At 57.4% G+C, this 15,379-nt stretch carries 13 protein-coding genes; 9 read left to right on the top strand and 4 right to left on the bottom strand.

Going from position 1 to position 15,379, the window contains the following annotated elements; all coding sequences use genetic code 11:
• Positions 1-18: 18 nt before the first annotated feature.
• Genes queC through queD form a run of 4 tightly spaced genes read right to left on the bottom strand, consistent with a single transcriptional unit; the run spans position 19 to position 2,361 of the window.
• Positions 19-696: a 7-cyano-7-deazaguanine synthase QueC gene (queC, locus tag R2I50_RS00420; protein WP_316607081.1), complete on the bottom strand. Its 678-nt coding sequence runs from the start codon at positions 694-696 to the stop codon at positions 19-21.
• A 19-nt stretch (positions 697-715) separates the two neighbouring features.
• On the bottom strand, positions 716-1,282 hold the full coding sequence (gene folE / locus R2I50_RS00415) for a GTP cyclohydrolase I (RefSeq protein WP_316607080.1): 567 nt from the start codon (positions 1,280-1,282) through the stop codon (positions 716-718).
• Positions 1,283-1,945 (bottom strand): putative 7-carboxy-7-deazaguanine synthase QueE, encoded by a 663-nt coding sequence (gene queE / locus R2I50_RS00410; RefSeq protein ID WP_316607079.1) that lies wholly within the window; start codon positions 1,943-1,945, stop codon positions 1,283-1,285.
• Positions 1,942-2,361 (bottom strand): 6-carboxytetrahydropterin synthase QueD, encoded by a 420-nt coding sequence (gene queD, locus R2I50_RS00405; RefSeq protein ID WP_316607078.1) that lies wholly within the window; start codon positions 2,359-2,361, stop codon positions 1,942-1,944. The genes queE and queD overlap by 4 nt, the downstream gene beginning before the upstream one ends.
• A 404-nt stretch (positions 2,362-2,765) precedes the next feature.
• On the opposite strand from queD, the gene R2I50_RS00400 reads away from it, so the two are divergent.
• The 9 genes from R2I50_RS00400 to R2I50_RS00360 all read left to right on the top strand — a co-directional run bounded on the left by R2I50_RS00400 (position 2,766) and on the right by R2I50_RS00360 (position 15,351).
• Positions 2,766-3,995, top strand: coding sequence for an argininosuccinate synthase (locus R2I50_RS00400; protein ID WP_316607077.1), 1,230 nt, complete (start codon positions 2,766-2,768; stop codon positions 3,993-3,995).
• Positions 3,996-4,063: 68 nt separating this feature from the next.
• Positions 4,064-5,437: an argininosuccinate lyase gene (gene argH / locus R2I50_RS00395; RefSeq protein WP_316607076.1), complete on the top strand. Its 1,374-nt coding sequence runs from the start codon at positions 4,064-4,066 to the stop codon at positions 5,435-5,437.
• The gene (argC, locus tag R2I50_RS00390) at positions 5,434-6,357 is read left to right on the top strand and encodes an N-acetyl-gamma-glutamyl-phosphate reductase (RefSeq protein WP_316607075.1); all 924 of its coding nucleotides are present in this window, start codon (positions 5,434-5,436) and stop codon (positions 6,355-6,357) included. Before argH ends, argC begins: the two co-directional genes overlap by 4 nt.
• Before the next feature lie 147 nt (positions 6,358-6,504).
• The gene (gene argJ / locus R2I50_RS00385; RefSeq protein ID WP_316607074.1) at positions 6,505-7,725 is read left to right on the top strand and encodes a bifunctional glutamate N-acetyltransferase/amino-acid acetyltransferase ArgJ; all 1,221 of its coding nucleotides are present in this window, start codon (positions 6,505-6,507) and stop codon (positions 7,723-7,725) included.
• 51 nt (positions 7,726-7,776) lie between these two features.
• A complete protein-coding gene (argB, locus tag R2I50_RS00380; protein ID WP_316607073.1) occupies positions 7,777-8,646 on the top strand; it encodes an acetylglutamate kinase in 870 nt (289 codons plus the stop codon).
• 58 nt (positions 8,647-8,704) lie between these two features.
• Complete coding sequence (locus R2I50_RS00375; protein ID WP_316607072.1) at positions 8,705-9,859, top strand: aspartate aminotransferase family protein; 1,155 nt, start codon at positions 8,705-8,707, stop codon at positions 9,857-9,859.
• 142 nt (positions 9,860-10,001) lie between these two features.
• The gene (gene argF, locus R2I50_RS00370; RefSeq protein ID WP_316607071.1) at positions 10,002-10,988 is read left to right on the top strand and encodes an ornithine carbamoyltransferase; all 987 of its coding nucleotides are present in this window, start codon (positions 10,002-10,004) and stop codon (positions 10,986-10,988) included.
• A gap of 146 nt (positions 10,989-11,134) precedes the next feature.
• Positions 11,135-12,574, top strand: coding sequence for an NAD(P)/FAD-dependent oxidoreductase (locus tag R2I50_RS00365; protein WP_316607070.1), 1,440 nt, complete (start codon positions 11,135-11,137; stop codon positions 12,572-12,574).
• A 452-nt stretch (positions 12,575-13,026) separates the two neighbouring features.
• Positions 13,027-15,351 (top strand): SpoIIE family protein phosphatase, encoded by a 2,325-nt coding sequence (locus R2I50_RS00360; protein WP_316607069.1) that lies wholly within the window; start codon positions 13,027-13,029, stop codon positions 15,349-15,351.
• Positions 15,352-15,379 lie beyond the last annotated feature (28 nt).

The raw sequence follows: 15,379 nt of genomic DNA, 5'->3' as shown, positions 1-15,379 counted from the left end.
CTCAACAGATTAATGTAATCAGAGCGCGGGGTCTATGACACCGTTCGCCTCAAACGCAGCCGCTCTGTCGCGGCAGGTGCCGCATACGCCGCAGGGCTTTTCGCCGCCCTCGTAACAGCTCCAGGTCAGCTCGTAGGGTACGCCTAAACGCAGCCCCTCGGCGACGACCTGCGCCTTGCTCATGCCGATAAAGGGCGCTTTGACGCTCAGCTGATTGCCGCTGCCGAGATAGATCGCGCGGTTGATGCTCTCGTTGAACTGTGCGGAGCAGTCGGGGTAGGCGCTGCCCGCCGCGTCGTCGCTGTGAGCGCCGTAGTAGATCTCGCTGCAGCCGTGTGACAGCGCTATGCTCGCTGCCGTCGAGAGGAACAGACCGTTCCTGAACGGTACATAGGTGGAGACAGGCGAGCCGTCCGTCTGCGCGAGCTGATCGGCGTAGCTCTCCTTGGGGATCTCGACGTCGGAGCCTTGCAGCAGGGAGCAGTCCGAGCCTTCAAAGATCGTAGAGAGGTCGAGCGTCATCAGCCTGACGCCGTAGTGCTTCGCGAGCTTCTGTGCCGCCTCGATCTCCTTTGTATGCTTTTGTCCGTAACTGACCGAGAGCGCCAACACCTCGTCGGCGCCGTATTTTTCTATCGCGAGTGCAAGACAGGTGGTGCTGTCTACGCCGCCGCTGAATAATACCAATGCTTTCATACTTTTCTCCTCGAAATTATTATACTTCTACCAGTTTTTTCAGCTCGCGATCGGTTCTGAACGCGCCCATATAGGTGGTGGTGACGGTTTTTGCGGAAGGGTTGCGGATGCCGCGCGCCGTCATACAGCTGTGACAGCCGCTGATGACTACGCCTACATCGGGTGTATCCGCCGCCTCGGCGATGATCTCGGCGATATCCTTGCCTAATCGTTCCTGCAGCTGCAGGCGTTTCGCCGCCATGTCGCAGATACGCGCGATCTTGCTCAGTCCCAGTACCTTGCCGCGGGGGATGTACGCGACGTTGACCGTCATATCGTACATCAGCGCGAGGTGGTGCTCACAGTAGCTGAACACCGTGATATCACGCATCACGACGGCGCTGTCGATGTCACTGCCCGCCTCGTTCGTGAAGGTCTTGCCGAACATCTCGGCGATCTCGTGATTGGTATAGGCGGTGCCGGCGAGCGTTTCTTCCAGCATCCTCGCGACCCGTGCCGGCGTCTCGACCAGCCCTTCGCGCCCGGGATCCTCGCCGATCGCCTTGAGTATCTCATATACGTGGTATTCGATTGCTTTTGTATCCATTTATACCCCTCTTTCGTTCGGATCCCATATAAACTTGTGCAGCTGTAATTGCAGCCGAACATTTGTCATGTTATATCGTTGCATGTATTCAACCATCGCCGCGGGCTCGATCTGACCGAACACGGGGCTGAGAAAGATGTGACAGGGTGAATCGTTCAGGTAAGCGCCGATGATTTCTCGCGCACGTTCCAGATCGCCGGTACTCCCGACGACGAATTTCACGGAGTCGTGCTTGTTCAGAAGAGCAAAATTCTCGACTCGCATATGTTCCTCCATCCCGCTCGACGGCAGCTTGTAGTCCGTGGTAAAGACCGGCCGACGGGGGAGAGCTGCGAGGCGCTCGAGCGGGATACTGCCGTTGGTCTCGATCTCGACGCGATTGCCCTGTAGGATCAGCAGATCGATCAGCTCGGCGATATCCGTTTGCAGCAGCGGTTCGCCGCCTGTCAGCGTGACGTTGATCACGCCGCTCTCCTTGACCCATGCCGCCAGCTCGTCGGGCTTCTGCTCGGTAAACGGCGCGTCGGGCTTATTCGCCCATGAGGTATCGCAGTAGGAGCAGCGCAGGTTACAGCCCTTGAAGCGAACGAACGCCGAGAGCTCGCCCGCGTGAGCGCCCTCGCCGTTGATGCTGATGAATTTTTCGACTGTTTTCATACTCATGCCTCGTAGCTCGCGCAGTTATCCGGCGTTTCGTAGACGGTAACGCGGGTGACCGGCAGCTTTCTGTCGGTCAGCACATCGTAGAAGTATCGCGCGAAGTTCTCCGCCGTCGGACGAAATTCGACTTCGATGATGCGGAAGCCCTCTTCCGAGAGCGCCTGAGTCGTTTTCGGCTTCAGGGAATCTTTCTCGACGATCAGCGCGTGATCGAAGCTGTCCGCCAGCGCCCGCACTTCCTTTTTCAGATCGCCGAAGTCGATCACCATCCCGCGTTTCTCGCCGTTGTCGATCAGCGTATCGCTGCCCGCGCGGACCTCGATCGTCCAGCGGTGACCGTGGATATTGGCACATTTGCCGTTGTAGCCCTTGAGAAAGTGCGCGCTGTCAAAGGCGGCTGAGGTTTTCAGTGTGTACATAATGCTTCTCCGTAATAAATCGGTTGAGATTGATAAAAAGAAAAGCGCCTGCCATCGCAGACGCATCCGAGTCGGTATAAGGGCATAGTAAGCCCCTTGGATGCCCTGGTTTTGTTTAACGACAGGATGGCGCAAACGAACTGTCGGTTTGTGTTTATCCTTATGGATTATAGAGGCTTTATGCGCTTTTGTCAAGTATTATATAAGATACGCGCGCGAAAAATCCCTCTGATGACTTGATTAATCACCAAAAGTCGGCTATAATAATAGGCGGAATTTGTCAAGGCTGACAGAAAATGCAAAAATCTGCAATAATATGCAAATATTCCTTGACAAATATGCGATTTGATGTATAATAAATGCATAAACAACAAATCTAACGCATATTCATTCGGAGGTACATTATGAACGCAATCAATAAGGAAAACATTAAAAAGGTCGTCCTCGCTTATTCGGGCGGTCTGGATACATCCATCATCATCCCGTGGCTGAAGGAAAACTACAATAACTGCGAGGTCATCGCGGTATCCGGCAACGTCGGTCAGAACGACGAGCTGGGGGGCTTAGAGGAGAAGGCGATCAAGACCGGCGCCTCCAAGCTCTATATCCTCGATCAGACCGAGGAGTACGTTGACGAGTATATCATCCCTACCATGAAGGCGGGCGCTGTCTACGAGGATTACCTGTTGGGTACCTCTACCGCTCGTCCCTGCATCGCGAAGGGTCTCGTCGAGATCGCCCTCAAGGAAGGCGCAGACGCGATCTGCCACGGCTGTACCGGTAAGGGTAACGATCAGGTGCGTTTTGAACTGGCGATCAAGCACTTCGCGCCCAACATGCCCATCATCGCTCCGTGGCGTGAGTGGACGATCAAGTCCCGTGAGGAGGAGATCGAGTACGCCGAGGCGCACAACATCCCCCTGAAGATCAACCGCGAGACCAACTACAGCAAGGACAAGAACCTCTGGCATCTGTCCCATGAGGGTCTGGATCTTGAAGATACCAACAACGAGCCGACATACGAGAAGCCCGGCTTCCTCGAGATGGGCGTTTCCCCGATCGACGCCCCCGACGAGCCCACATACGTGACTATCAACTTCGAGAAGGGCATCCCTGTCGCGATCGACGGTGAGAAGATGTCCGCGAAGAATATCATCTTGAAGCTCAACGAGCTGGGCGGCAAGAACGGCATCGGTATCATCGATATCGTCGAGAATCGTCTCGTCGGCATGAAGTGCCGCGGCGTATATGAGACCCCCGGCGGCACCATCCTCTACAAGGCGCATGAGGCGCTCGAGTCCATCTGCCTCGATAAGCTGACCATGCATGAGAAGCAGAGGCTTTCCATCACCTTTGCCGAGCTCGTCTACAACGGTCAGTGGTTCACCCCCCTGCGTGAGGCGCTCTCCGCCTTCGTCGATAAGACCCAGGAGAAGGTCACCGGCTACGTCAAGCTCAAGCTCTACAAGGGCAATATCATCAAGGCGGGCGTTGACAGCCCCTACAGCCTCTACAGCGAGGAGATTGCGACCTTCGGCGAGTCCGATTATGACCAGAAGGACAGCGCGGGCTTCATCAACCTCTACGGTCTGCCGATCAAGGTCCAGGCAGTTGTTGATGAGAAAAACAAGTAATTTACACACAACCATCTGGGTCGGGATAATCTCCCGACCCTCACGGCGTATATAAAGGAAAGATTCTTATGGCTAAAATGTGGGCGGGACGTACCGCCGGAGACACCAGCAAGCTGGCTGACGAATTCAACAGCTCCATCGGCTTTGACAGTCGTATGTATAAAGAGGATATCACGGGCTCTATCGCGCATGCCCAGATGCTTGCGAAGCAGGGCATCATCGAGCGGTGGGAGGCTGACGCGCTGTGTGACGAGCTGTTGAAGATCCTCGACGATATCACCTCGGGTAAGCTCGAGATCGATATGAACGCCGAGGATATCCACATGTTCGTGGAGGAGGAGCTGACCCGCCGCGTCGGCGACGTCGGCAAGAAGCTCCATACCGCGAGATCGAGGAACGACCAGGTTGCACTCGATCTCAGAATGTACCTGATGAACCGTGTGGACGAGCTCTCATCTGAGATAAAGCGCCTGATCCTCGCGCTGACCGAACAGGCTGAGAATTATAAAGAGGCGATCATGCCCGGCTATACGCATCTGCAGCGTGCCCAGCCGATCATGTTCGGTCATCACCTCTTAGCCTACGCCATGATGCTCCTGCGTGACCGCGAGCGCCTTGCGGACTGCAAGCGCCGCATGAATATCTCGCCGATCGGCTGCTGTGCCTTAGCGGGCACCACCTACGATACCGACCGTTACTTTGAGGCGGAGCAGCTGGGCTTCGACGATATCGCGATGAACTCGCTCGACGGCGTTTCCGACCGCGATTATGTGATCGAGCTTCTGTCCGATCTCTCCATCCTGATGATGCACCTCTCCCGCCTGTCGGAGGAGATCATCCTCTGGTCGAGCTGGGAGTTCGGCTTCGTCGAGCTTTCCGACGCTTACACTACCGGCTCTTCCATCATGCCGCAGAAGAAGAACTCCGATATGGCGGAGCTCGTACGCGGCAAGACCGGACGTGTCTACGGCGACCTGATGGGCGCTCTGACCGTCCTCAAGGGTCTGCCCCTCGCATATAACAAGGATATGCAGGAGGATAAGGAGGGCGTGTTCGACGCGGTCGATACCGCCTATATGTCCCTGCAGATCTTTGTCGGCATGATCTCGACCATGAAGGTCAAGACCGAGAACATGAAGAAGGCGGCTCAGCGCGGGTTTATCAACGCGACCGACCTTGCCGATTATCTCACGAAGAAGGGCATGCCCTTCCGTTCGGCATATAAGATCTCGGGCTCCATCGTCGCCTATTGTATCGCGAACGGCGAGGTGCTGGAGACCCTTCCGCTCGAGAAGTACAAGGAGTATTCCGACCTGTTCGAGCAGGATCTGTACGATGATATCGACCTGTACACCTGCGTCAATAAGCGCAACTCCGTCGGCGGCACCTCCGTGCAGTCGATCGAGCAGCAAATTAAATATGTGAAAGAGAAATTGCAATGATAAAAGTTTTTATAGACGGCAGCGCCGGCACGACCGGCCTGAGGATCCGTGAGCGCCTCAGCGAGCGTAAGGACATCGAGCTGATGCTTCTGCCCGATGAACTCCGTAAGGATATCTCGGCGCGTGCCGAAATGCTCAACAACAGCGATATCAGCTTTTTGTGCCTGCCCGACGCGGCGGCGGTGGAGGCGGTTTCGCTGATCCAAAACCCCAACGCCGTGGTGATCGACACCTCGACGGCTCACCGTACCGCCGAGGGCTGGACCTACGGCATGCCCGAGCTCAGCGGACTGAGAGAACAGCTCGGCTCCGCGACCCGTATCGCAAATCCCGGCTGTCACGCCAGCGGCTTCATCTCGCTGGTCAGACCGCTCGTCGAGCTCGGAATCATCGGGAGCGACATTGCCCTTTTCTGCTACTCGCTGACCGGTTATTCCGGCGGCGGCAAGAAGATGATCGCCGAGTATGAGAGCCCCGACCGCTCCCCGCTGCTCAGCGCTCCCCGCGTTTACGCCCTCCCTCAGGCGCACAAGCACCTCCCCGAGATGGTCAAGCTCTGCGGACTTGAGAAAGCGCCGGTTTTCAGCCCCATCGTCGCCTCGTACTACAGTGGTATGGAGGTCAGCGTGAGCCTTATGCGCGAGGATGTGAACGGCACCCTGGAGGATATCAGAACGGCGTATAAAGATTATTACAAGAGCGGCCTGATCCGTTACGACGACAGTACCGAGGACGGCTTCATCAGCGCCGCCGCCTACAGCGGCCGTGACGATATGGCTGTCGCCGCGTTCGGCTGCGACGACCGTATCACCCTGATCTCGCGCTTCGATAACCTCGGCAAGGGCGCTTCGGGCGCCGCGATCCAGAACATGAATATCCGTATGGGTCTCCCCGAAGATACGGGACTGGTGATCCGATAAAGCGTCATTGCGAGCCCCTTCGGGGCGTGGCAATCCCACAAAGAGGAGCAAAGCGCTTTTCACTGCAACCGTCATTTCCGACAGGGGGATTCCCACGTCGCAGGTATATTGCCTGTTCCTCGGAATGACAATGATAAAGGAAGGTATATGAATATGAAAATGATTGACGGCGGCGTGACCGCGGCTCAGGGCTTTATCGCCTCGGGCGTACATTGCGGCATCCGCAGAAATACATCGAAGAACGACCTCTCGCTGATCGTCAGCGAGATCCCCGCCTCCGCGGCGGCGGTCTACACCACCAACCTCGTCAAGGGCGCTCCCCTGACCGTTACCAAGGCGCATATCGCCGACGGTAAGGCGCAGGCGGTGATCTGCAACTCCGGCAACGCCAATACCTGCAACGCCGACGGTATTGAGATCGCCGAGGGTATGGCGGCGCTGGTATCAAGCGCGCTGGATATCGATTCTGCCGACGTCGTTGTGGCGTCTACCGGCGTCATCGGCCAGCCCCTGAGCCTTGAACCCATCAAGGCCGGAATGGATGAGCTGGTCGCGGGACTGAGCGTTGAGGGCGGTCACGAGGCGGCTCTCGGTATCATGACGACCGACACGATCCCCAAGGAGGTCGCGGTCGAGTTCACCTGCGGCGGCAAGACCTGCCGTATCGGCGGTATCGCCAAGGGCAGCGGCATGATCCATCCGAACATGGCGACTATGCTGGTATTCATCACCACCGACGTTGCGATCGCTCCCGAAATGCTGCAGAAGGCGCTTTCGGGCGATATCCAAAATACATTCAATATGATCTCTATTGACGGCGACACCTCCACCAACGACATGGTGACCGTGCTCGCGAACGGTATGGCGGGCAACGACGAGATCACCGCTGAGGGTGAGGATTTCACCGCCTTTATGCAGGCGCTCAACACCGTGACCGTAGCGCTGTGCCGCATGATCGCCGGCGACGGCGAGGGCGCGACCAAACTGCTCGAATGTCAGGTCAGCGGCGCGGCTTCCCTCGATATCGCCAAGACCGTCGCGAAGTCCGTTATCTGCTCGAGCCTGCTCAAAGCGGCAATGTTCGGCGCCGACGCGAACTGGGGCCGTGTGCTCTGCGCGATCGGTTACTCGGGCGCTCCCGTCGACGTGAATAAGATCGACGTCAGCTTTAAGAGCGAGAAGGGCGAGATCCTCGTCTGCAAGGACGGCGCGGGCGTCGCGTTCAGCGAAGAAAAGGCGAAGGAGATCCTGCTCGAGAAGGAGATCGAGATCCTCGTCGCCCTGAACGACGGCGATTTCTCCTCCACCGCCTGGGGCTGTGATTTAACATACGATTATGTCAAGATCAACGGAGATTATAGGACTTAATGAATCGGCTTCGCCGTGATTTGTACTTTGTGCATGAAAACAGAGGTAATTATGAGCAACGATTTTTCGAATGCGGAGAGGGCGGAGGTACTGTGCGCCGCTCTCCCGTATATTAAGAAATACACCGGCAAGATCGTCGTCGTCAAGTACGGCGGCAACGCCATGATCAATGAAGAGTTAAAGCAGCAGGTCATGCAGGATATCGTTCTGTTATGGCTGATCGGTATCAAGGTCGTGCTGGTCCACGGCGGCGGTCCCGAGATCAACGATATCATGCGGCGCGTCGGTAAGAAGCCCGAGTTTGTAGACGGCTTGCGCGTGACCGATAAGGAGACCATCGAGATCGTCCAGATGGTGCTCTCCGGCAAGGTCAACAAGACCCTCGTTAACCTGATCGAGTCCAAGGGCGGCAGAGCGATGGGCATCTCCGGCATGGACGGCAGACTGATCGAGGCGGAGATGAAGGATGAGCGCCTCGGCTTCGTCGGCAACGTTACGAAGATCCGTCCCGAGCCGATCATGGATCTGCTTGAGAAGGGCTATATCCCCGTCGTGTCCACCATCGGCTGTGACAAGGACGGCAACGCCTATAACATCAACGGCGATACCGCCGCCGCCTATATCGCGGGCGCGATCAACGCCGAACGCCTGATTATGATGACCGATATCGCGGGCATCCTCAAGGATAAGGACGACCCCTCGAGCCTGATCCCCCAGATCACGGTATCTCAGGCGCAGACCCTCTATCGTGACGGCATCATCTCCGGCGGCATGATCCCCAAGGTCGGCTGCTGTATCGAGGCGATCTACCGCGGCGTCCAGAAGGTCATCATCATGGACGGCAGAGTGCCGCACTCCATCCTTATGGAGCTGATGACCGACGAAGGCGCCGGTACGATGGTTCTGGCGGACGAGAAATAACGCGCCGAGGAAAAGACCGTTTTCATCATAAATTGCCTTCGGCTTTAAAGGAGAAACAATGAGCATTAAACAGACTGATGAGCGCTATGTAGCGCATACCTATAAACGCTTTGATATCGCGATCGCCGCCGGTGAGGGCTCGATCTGCTATGACGATAACGGCAAGACCTATATTGACATGACCTCCGGTATCGGCGTCAATTCCTTCGGCTATGCCGATCCCGTGTGGGCGGAGGCTGTCGCGAACCAGGCGAAGCTTCTCCAGCACACCTCCAACCTCTATTACGCTTCCCCCTGTGCCGAGCTGGCGGAGATTCTCTGCACCCGCACCGGGATGGATAAGGTGTTCTTCTGCAATTCCGGCGCCGAGGCGAACGAGTGCGCCGTGAAGGTTGCGCGTGCTTATGCCGCCGCGCATAAGGGCGCCGATTATTACAACATCATCACGCTCAACAAGAGCTTCCACGGCAGAACACTGACGACCCTCGCCGCGACCGGACAGGAGAACTTCCATACGAAGTTCACCCCTCTCACCGAGGGCTTCCTGTACGCTGACGCGAACGATATCGAGGGACTCGAGCGGCTCGTCGCCGATAACAAGGTCGCCGGTATCCTGATCGAGACCGTACAGGGCGAGGGCGGCGTGAACGCCCTTGATAAGGAATTTGTGCAGGCTTGCGAGCGACTCTGCCGCGAGAACGATCTCGTCTTTATGGTGGACGAGGTGCAGACCGGCAACGGACGTACCGGCAAGCTCTATTCCTATATGCACTTCGGCGTTCAGCCCGACGTCGTATCGACCGCGAAGGGGTTGGCGGGCGGTCTGCCGATGGGCGCGACCCTGATGAGCGAGCGCGTCAGCGGCGTGCTCGGCTACGGCGACCACGGCTCCACCTTCGGCGGCAATCCCGTATGTGCCGCCGCCGCGATTTCGGTTATGAACCGTATGGACGAGGCGTTCTTGGCTGATGTTGCCGCTAAGGGCAGGTATATCAAGGAGAGGGTCGAGCAGGCGGGATATCCTGTCAGCGGACTGGGTCTGATGATCGGTATCGTGCCGAAAAAGCCGGTCTCCGAGGTGCTTGCCGCCTGTATGGAGAACGGTGTTCTCTGCCTTTCCGCTAAGGAGAAGCTGCGTTTGCTCCCCCCGCTGAATATCCCCATGGATCTGCTCGAGAAGGCGGTCGATGTGATCATCGCAGCGCTGGGATAAAGCCGAAAGCGCTGATGATGAAAGCTTTATATACACATTGTTTTATTATTTCTAACTTTAAGCTTTGGGTTTTAAGCATTAAGTTTTGAGCTTTAAGTTTTGAGCTTTAAGCTTTAAGCTACAATAATTTGGTGGTGATAGTATGAACCTGAAAAACAAGCATTTCTTAAAGCTGCTGGACTTTACCCCCGACGAGATCGCGGGTCTGCTCGACCTCGCCGCCGATTTGAAGGCGAAGAAGAAGGCGGGTATCCCGCACCGTATGTGCGAGGGCAAAAGTATTGCGCTGATCTTTGAAAAGACCTCTACCCGCACCCGCTGTGCGTTCGAGGTCGCCGCTGCCGATCTCGGTATGCATCCGACCTACCTCGACCCCTCCGGCTCCCAGATCGGTAAGAAGGAGAGTATCGCCGATACCGCGCGTGTGCTCGGACGCATGTACGACGGTATCGAGTACCGCGGCTACGGTCAGCAGATCGTAGAGGAGCTCGCGAAGTACGCGGGCGTTCCCGTGTATAACGGCTTGACCAACGAGTTCCACCCGACCCAGATCCTCGCCGATTTTCTCACTATCCGCGAGCATTTCGGCTCCTTAGAGGGTAAGAAGCTCGTTTATATGGGCGACGCGCGCTATAACATGGGCAACTCCCTGATGGTCGGCTGTGCCAAGATGGGGATGCACTTTGTCGCCTGCGCGCCGAAAAAGTATTTCCCCGATCCTCAGCTCGTCGCGCAGTGTCAGGCTGTCGCCGAAGAGACCGGTGCGACCCTTGAGTTCATCGAGGATCCCATGGTTGCCACCAAGGGCGCCGACGTGATCTACACCGACGTATGGGTCAGCATGGGAGAGCCGGATGAAGTCTGGGAGGAGCGCATCCGCGACCTCAGCCCCTATCAGGTGAACAAGGCGCTGATGGATAACGCCGGCGCGCAGTGCCGCTTCATGCACTGTCTGCCCGCTTTCCATGATCTGAATACCACGATCGGTAAGCAGATCCATGAACGCTTCGGTATCGACTGTATGGAGGTCACCGACGAGGTCTTTGAGAGTGATCGGTCCATCGTCTTTGACGAGGCTGAGAACCGCATGCACACCATCAAGGCGGTCATCGCCGCAACGCAGGCATAATTGTAAGATACGCAGGCTTGTCAAGCGCAAGCCTGCGTTTTTTCCTTTTAGGAAATCGCAGCTACCTCAATCGATACAATTGTAAGATTGACAAAACCGCGGGATAAAGGTATCATGAAAGGCAGAAACACATCACGGAGGCGCTTATGAAAGAAGTATTGATCATCGGCGGCGGCGTTGCGGGACTCTCGGCGGGTATCTTTGCCCAGCTGAGCGGATTTCATGCAACCGTCTGTGAACAGCATGCGATCGCAGGAGGCTGCCTGACCGCGTGGGAGCGCGGCGGCTACCATATCGACAACTGCATCCACTGGCTGACCGGTACCAACCCGCATACCGACCTGTATGAGCTGTGGCGCGACCTCGGCGTGCTGACGGGTGCTGACGGCGAGATCTACCGCCGTTCGGCGCTGTACACCTTTGTCAACGGCAAGGATCGGATGGCGCTCGACCGAGATATCGACGCGCTGTACGCCTCTATGCTCGCGCTCTCTCCCGATGACGGCAAGGAGATCACAGCCTTCATCAAGGCGGTCAAGGTACTCCAAGGCGTTTTGGGGATCGCGGGTAAGGATCACGACGAGGAGATCCCGCTCAGGCGGCTTGTGTCCTCCGTCCCGAACCTGATTAAGTATTACCGCCTGTCGCTAGGCGAGTTGAGCCGTCGCTTCAGGCACCCGACCCTGCGTCATTTCTTCATGTCGTTCCTGCCTGAGAATTTCGGCGTGCTGGGACTGCTCTATGTGATCGCGAACTACTGCGGCGCCAGCGCCGATCTGCCCAGCGGCGGGTCGGAACAAATGGCGCAGCGGTTGATCGAGCGCTTCACCTCCCTCGGCGGCACCCTGCTGACGGGTAAGAAGGCCGTCCGACTGAATACAGAGCGCCGCAGGGCTGTATCTGTCACCTGCGCGGACGGCGATATCCTCTTTGCCGACAGCTTCATCCTCACGATCGACCCCGCGCGGATCTTCGGCGCCTTGACGGACGTCAAGATGCCTCAAATGCTGCGTGAGAGATACCGTAAGCTCAGACGGTTCTCCGCCTATCACTGCGCGTTCGGCGTAGAGCTTGAAGAACTGCCTTTCAGCGGCGATGTTACCCTCTATATCCCTCAGATATATCAGAAGAAGATGCACGCGAGGTATCTGCTGATTCGCAACGATTCCCATGAAAAGGGCTATGCGCCCGAGGGCAAGAGTCTTGTTCAGGTGATGGTATATTGCGGCGAAAAGACCTCCCGCGCCCTGATCCGAGCCCGCGCGAAGGATCGCGAGAAATATACGTCGTTCAAGAACGATACTGCGGCGATCATCGAAGAACTGCTGATAAATCAGTATCCCGCGCTCAGCGGGAGGCTGACTCTGCTCGATACATGGACGCCCGCGTCCTACCGCCGCTATGTCGGCTCCCAGATCGGCTCGTTCATGAGCTTTGTCCTGCCCTCGAAGTACCTCCCACGAGAACAGGGCAACGAGATCAGGGGGCTCGATAATGTGCGCTTGGCGGGTCAGTGGCTCCAGCCGCCCGGCGGATTACCTATCGCCGCCCTCAGCGGAAAGCACGCCGTAGAGAGCCTGAGGTGAGTGAGGAGTCGTAGGGGCGACCATTGGTCGCCCGCGAATGACGGGCGTGAAGGGCGGGGCTTGCTCCCGCCGTAGAGTGAGGAGTTAGGAATGAGGAATTAGGAATTATTGGAAAGCCTGACGGCTTTTGGATTGATAGTACGACTGCATAAAGAAACGTCTGCGACTCTATATCGGGTCGCAGACGTTATTGTTATATCAAATGAATTATCAATCGGGTGCGGGCTTTGCCCGCCATTCATTCCTAATTCCTCATTCCTAATTTATAATGATTCCTAATTCCTCATTTTCACATTCCGTTCTTCTCTCTTCACTGGATTCCCCTTGCGCTCTGCTCAAAGCGCGAAAACATTCTCTAAATTGACCGCCACACGGCGACAAAACGGCATGTCTGCATTCGTTATACTGATAGTAAATCATTTATTGATATCAGAACCGAAAGGAATGTTGTTATGTCTGTTGTACAAGCCGTGCATAAGGATACCTCCGATCGCGGGGTGCGGCGGGTAGCGCGTGAAGCGGCGCTGCATGTAAGTTACTTCATTGCGGGAGCGGTGATCTCACGCGGCGCGACGCTGGGGGAGCTGTCGCCCTTCGGCGCGTCGTTTACGGCGGCATTGCCGTTTCGTTATCTGCCGTCGGGTATGCTGGGTGCCGCGCTCAGCTACCTCTTCTCTTCTCCGCTGTCCTCCTTCCGCTATATCGCGGTGGTGATCGCTGTCGGCGCGATACGTTGGGTGTTCCACGAGCTGAAGAAGGTCTCCGAGAGCCGTCTGTACCCTGCCGCTGTGGCGTTTATCCCGATCTTTGCGACGGGGATCGCGCTGACCTTCTCGAATCAGTCGGAGTTGTCCGAGGTTTACGAGTGTGTGATCGAAGCACTGATAGCCGCCGCGGGAGCCTACTTTATGAGTCGTACGGCGCGGATGTTTGAGTCACGGCGGGCGCTGTCGGGTTTCTCTCAGCAGGAGCTTGCCTGCCTTTCGATGACGGGATGCATCCTTCTGTTGTCGCTGTCGCCGCTTTTGATCGGCACGGTGTCGGTCGGACGCTTGCTCGCCGTGCTGGGGGTACTGCTGTTCGCGCGTTACGGTTCTGTCAAGGGCGGGAGCATCGCGGGTGTGGCAACGGGCGCGGTGTTTGCTCTGTCGGATAACGGGCGGCTGTTTCTCGCGGCGGGATATGCGCTGACAGGGCTGATCGGCGGACTCCTTGCTCCGATGGGCAAGGTCGCCGTCGTGTTCTCGGCGCTCGTATGCAATACGATGTTCGCTGTTGCCTCTCCTGAGCAGGGGATGGTGGTAAGTATCGCGCTGGAGACCGCTATCGCCTCCGTCGTGTTCCTTCTGGTCCCTAAGGATGCGGGCAACTTTCTCTCCGCGATCTTCACCGACGACAGCGCTGCGGTCTCGCAGGAGGCGGTACGGCGCAACGTGACGATGCGCCTCGACCACTGCGCCGGCGCTCTGGAGAACGTCAGCTCCTGCGTGACGGCGGTGTCGGACAAGCTTTCGCGGCTGTATGAGCCGAACGCCGACTGGATCTATGAGCACGCCGCCGAGGATACCTGCCGCGGCTGCGGTCTGCGCGTCTATTGCTGGGAGAAGCAGCGCGACATGACCCTCGATGACTTCCACCGCCTGACGGAGCTCTTGAAGGAGAACGCGGCGGTCGGGGCGGGCGATATCGAGGATCGTTTTCTCAAGCGCTGCTGTAAGTCGGGCGAGCTTGCGCGCAGTATCACGCGGAGTTATCGGGAGTACCGTCAGCTCGAGGCGGCGCGGCACAGGATCACGCAGGTGCGAAGTGTGATCGCGGGTCAGTTTGCGGGGCTGAGCGACATCCTTCATGACCTCGCGACCGAGTTCGACGAGGCGGAGGGCTACGATACCGCTTGCTCCGAGCGCGTGATCGAGGCGTTATCCGCCGCGGGGATGACCGTGGTGGACTGCTCCTGCCGTACGGGTTCCGTGGGCGGGATGACGGTGGAGCTGGAGCTCGCCGTCGGGCGCAAGACGGCGCTGTCTCAACAGCAGCTTTGCCGTGAGGTCGGCAAAGCCTGCGGACGGTACTTTGAACAGCCCTCGCTGAGCTTTGAGGGCGACAGAGCGCGGGCGGTGATGTGTGAGCTGCCGCTCTATGATCTCGAGATCGGCTCATCCCAGCATGTCTGCGACAACGGCGAGCTGTGCGGTGACTGCTTGAACTACTTTTCAAACGGCGCGGGCAGCACCGTTGCGATGATCTCCGACGGTATGGGATCGGGCGGCAGAGCCGCTGTAGACTCCAACATGGCGGTCAGCATCATGAGTAAGCTCTGCAAGGCGGGACTGAGCTATGATTGCTCGCTCGCTGTGGTCAATTCCTCGCTGATGATCAAGAGCGAGGAGGAGAGCCTCGCGACCCTCGACCTTATCGACTTCAACTGCTTCACGGGCAGGGTAAAACTGATGAAGGCGGGCGCCTGCACGACCTTCGTTCGCCGCTCGGGCAATATCCTACAGAAGGACATGCCCTCTCTGCCTCTCGGGATCCTCAACGAGGCGCGGTTCGTCACGGACGACCTCGTCCTCAGTGCCGACGACTGGATCGTGATGGTCTCCGACGGCGTGATGGTCGGCTCTGTCGACTGGATCGTCGAACTGATCGACTCGTGGCACCGCGGCTCCGCCGAGGAGCTTGCGCGGCATATCGTCGAGGAAGCCCGCCGCCGCCGCGAGAACGCCCACGACGACGATATCACCGCCGTCGCTATGCGCGTAACGGAAAACGCGTAGGGGAGCGAGAAGTGAGAAGTTAGGAGTT

This window comes from uncultured Ruminococcus sp., assembly GCA_902785355.1.
Taxonomy (GTDB): Bacteria; Bacillota; Clostridia; order Oscillospirales; family Acutalibacteraceae; genus Ruminococcoides.
The sequence above is the reverse complement of the archived record's forward strand: the minus strand, read 5'-3'. Positions and strand labels throughout refer to the sequence as shown.

Bases quoted from the DNA above. Each gene is read 5' to 3' on its own strand.
- queC (WP_316607081.1), bottom strand. From the start codon at position 696: ATGAAAGCATTGGTATTATTCAGCGGCGGCGTAGACAGCACCACCTGT.
- folE (WP_316607080.1), bottom strand. From the start codon at position 1,282: ATGGATACAAAAGCAATCGAATACCACGTATATGAGATACTCAAGGCG.
- queE (WP_316607079.1), bottom strand. From the start codon at position 1,945: ATGAGTATGAAAACAGTCGAAAAATTCATCAGCATCAACGGCGAGGGC.
- queD (WP_316607078.1), bottom strand. From the start codon at position 2,361: ATGTACACACTGAAAACCTCAGCCGCCTTTGACAGCGCGCACTTTCTC.
- R2I50_RS00400 (WP_316607077.1), top strand. From the start codon at position 2,766: ATGAACGCAATCAATAAGGAAAACATTAAAAAGGTCGTCCTCGCTTAT.
- argH (WP_316607076.1), top strand. From the start codon at position 4,064: ATGGCTAAAATGTGGGCGGGACGTACCGCCGGAGACACCAGCAAGCTG.
- argC (WP_316607075.1), top strand. From the start codon at position 5,434: ATGATAAAAGTTTTTATAGACGGCAGCGCCGGCACGACCGGCCTGAGG.
- argJ (WP_316607074.1), top strand. From the start codon at position 6,505: ATGAATATGAAAATGATTGACGGCGGCGTGACCGCGGCTCAGGGCTTT.
- argB (WP_316607073.1), top strand. From the start codon at position 7,777: ATGAGCAACGATTTTTCGAATGCGGAGAGGGCGGAGGTACTGTGCGCC.
- R2I50_RS00375 (WP_316607072.1), top strand. From the start codon at position 8,705: ATGAGCATTAAACAGACTGATGAGCGCTATGTAGCGCATACCTATAAA.
- argF (WP_316607071.1), top strand. From the start codon at position 10,002: ATGAACCTGAAAAACAAGCATTTCTTAAAGCTGCTGGACTTTACCCCC.
- R2I50_RS00365 (WP_316607070.1), top strand. From the start codon at position 11,135: ATGAAAGAAGTATTGATCATCGGCGGCGGCGTTGCGGGACTCTCGGCG.
- R2I50_RS00360 (WP_316607069.1), top strand. From the start codon at position 13,027: ATGTCTGTTGTACAAGCCGTGCATAAGGATACCTCCGATCGCGGGGTG.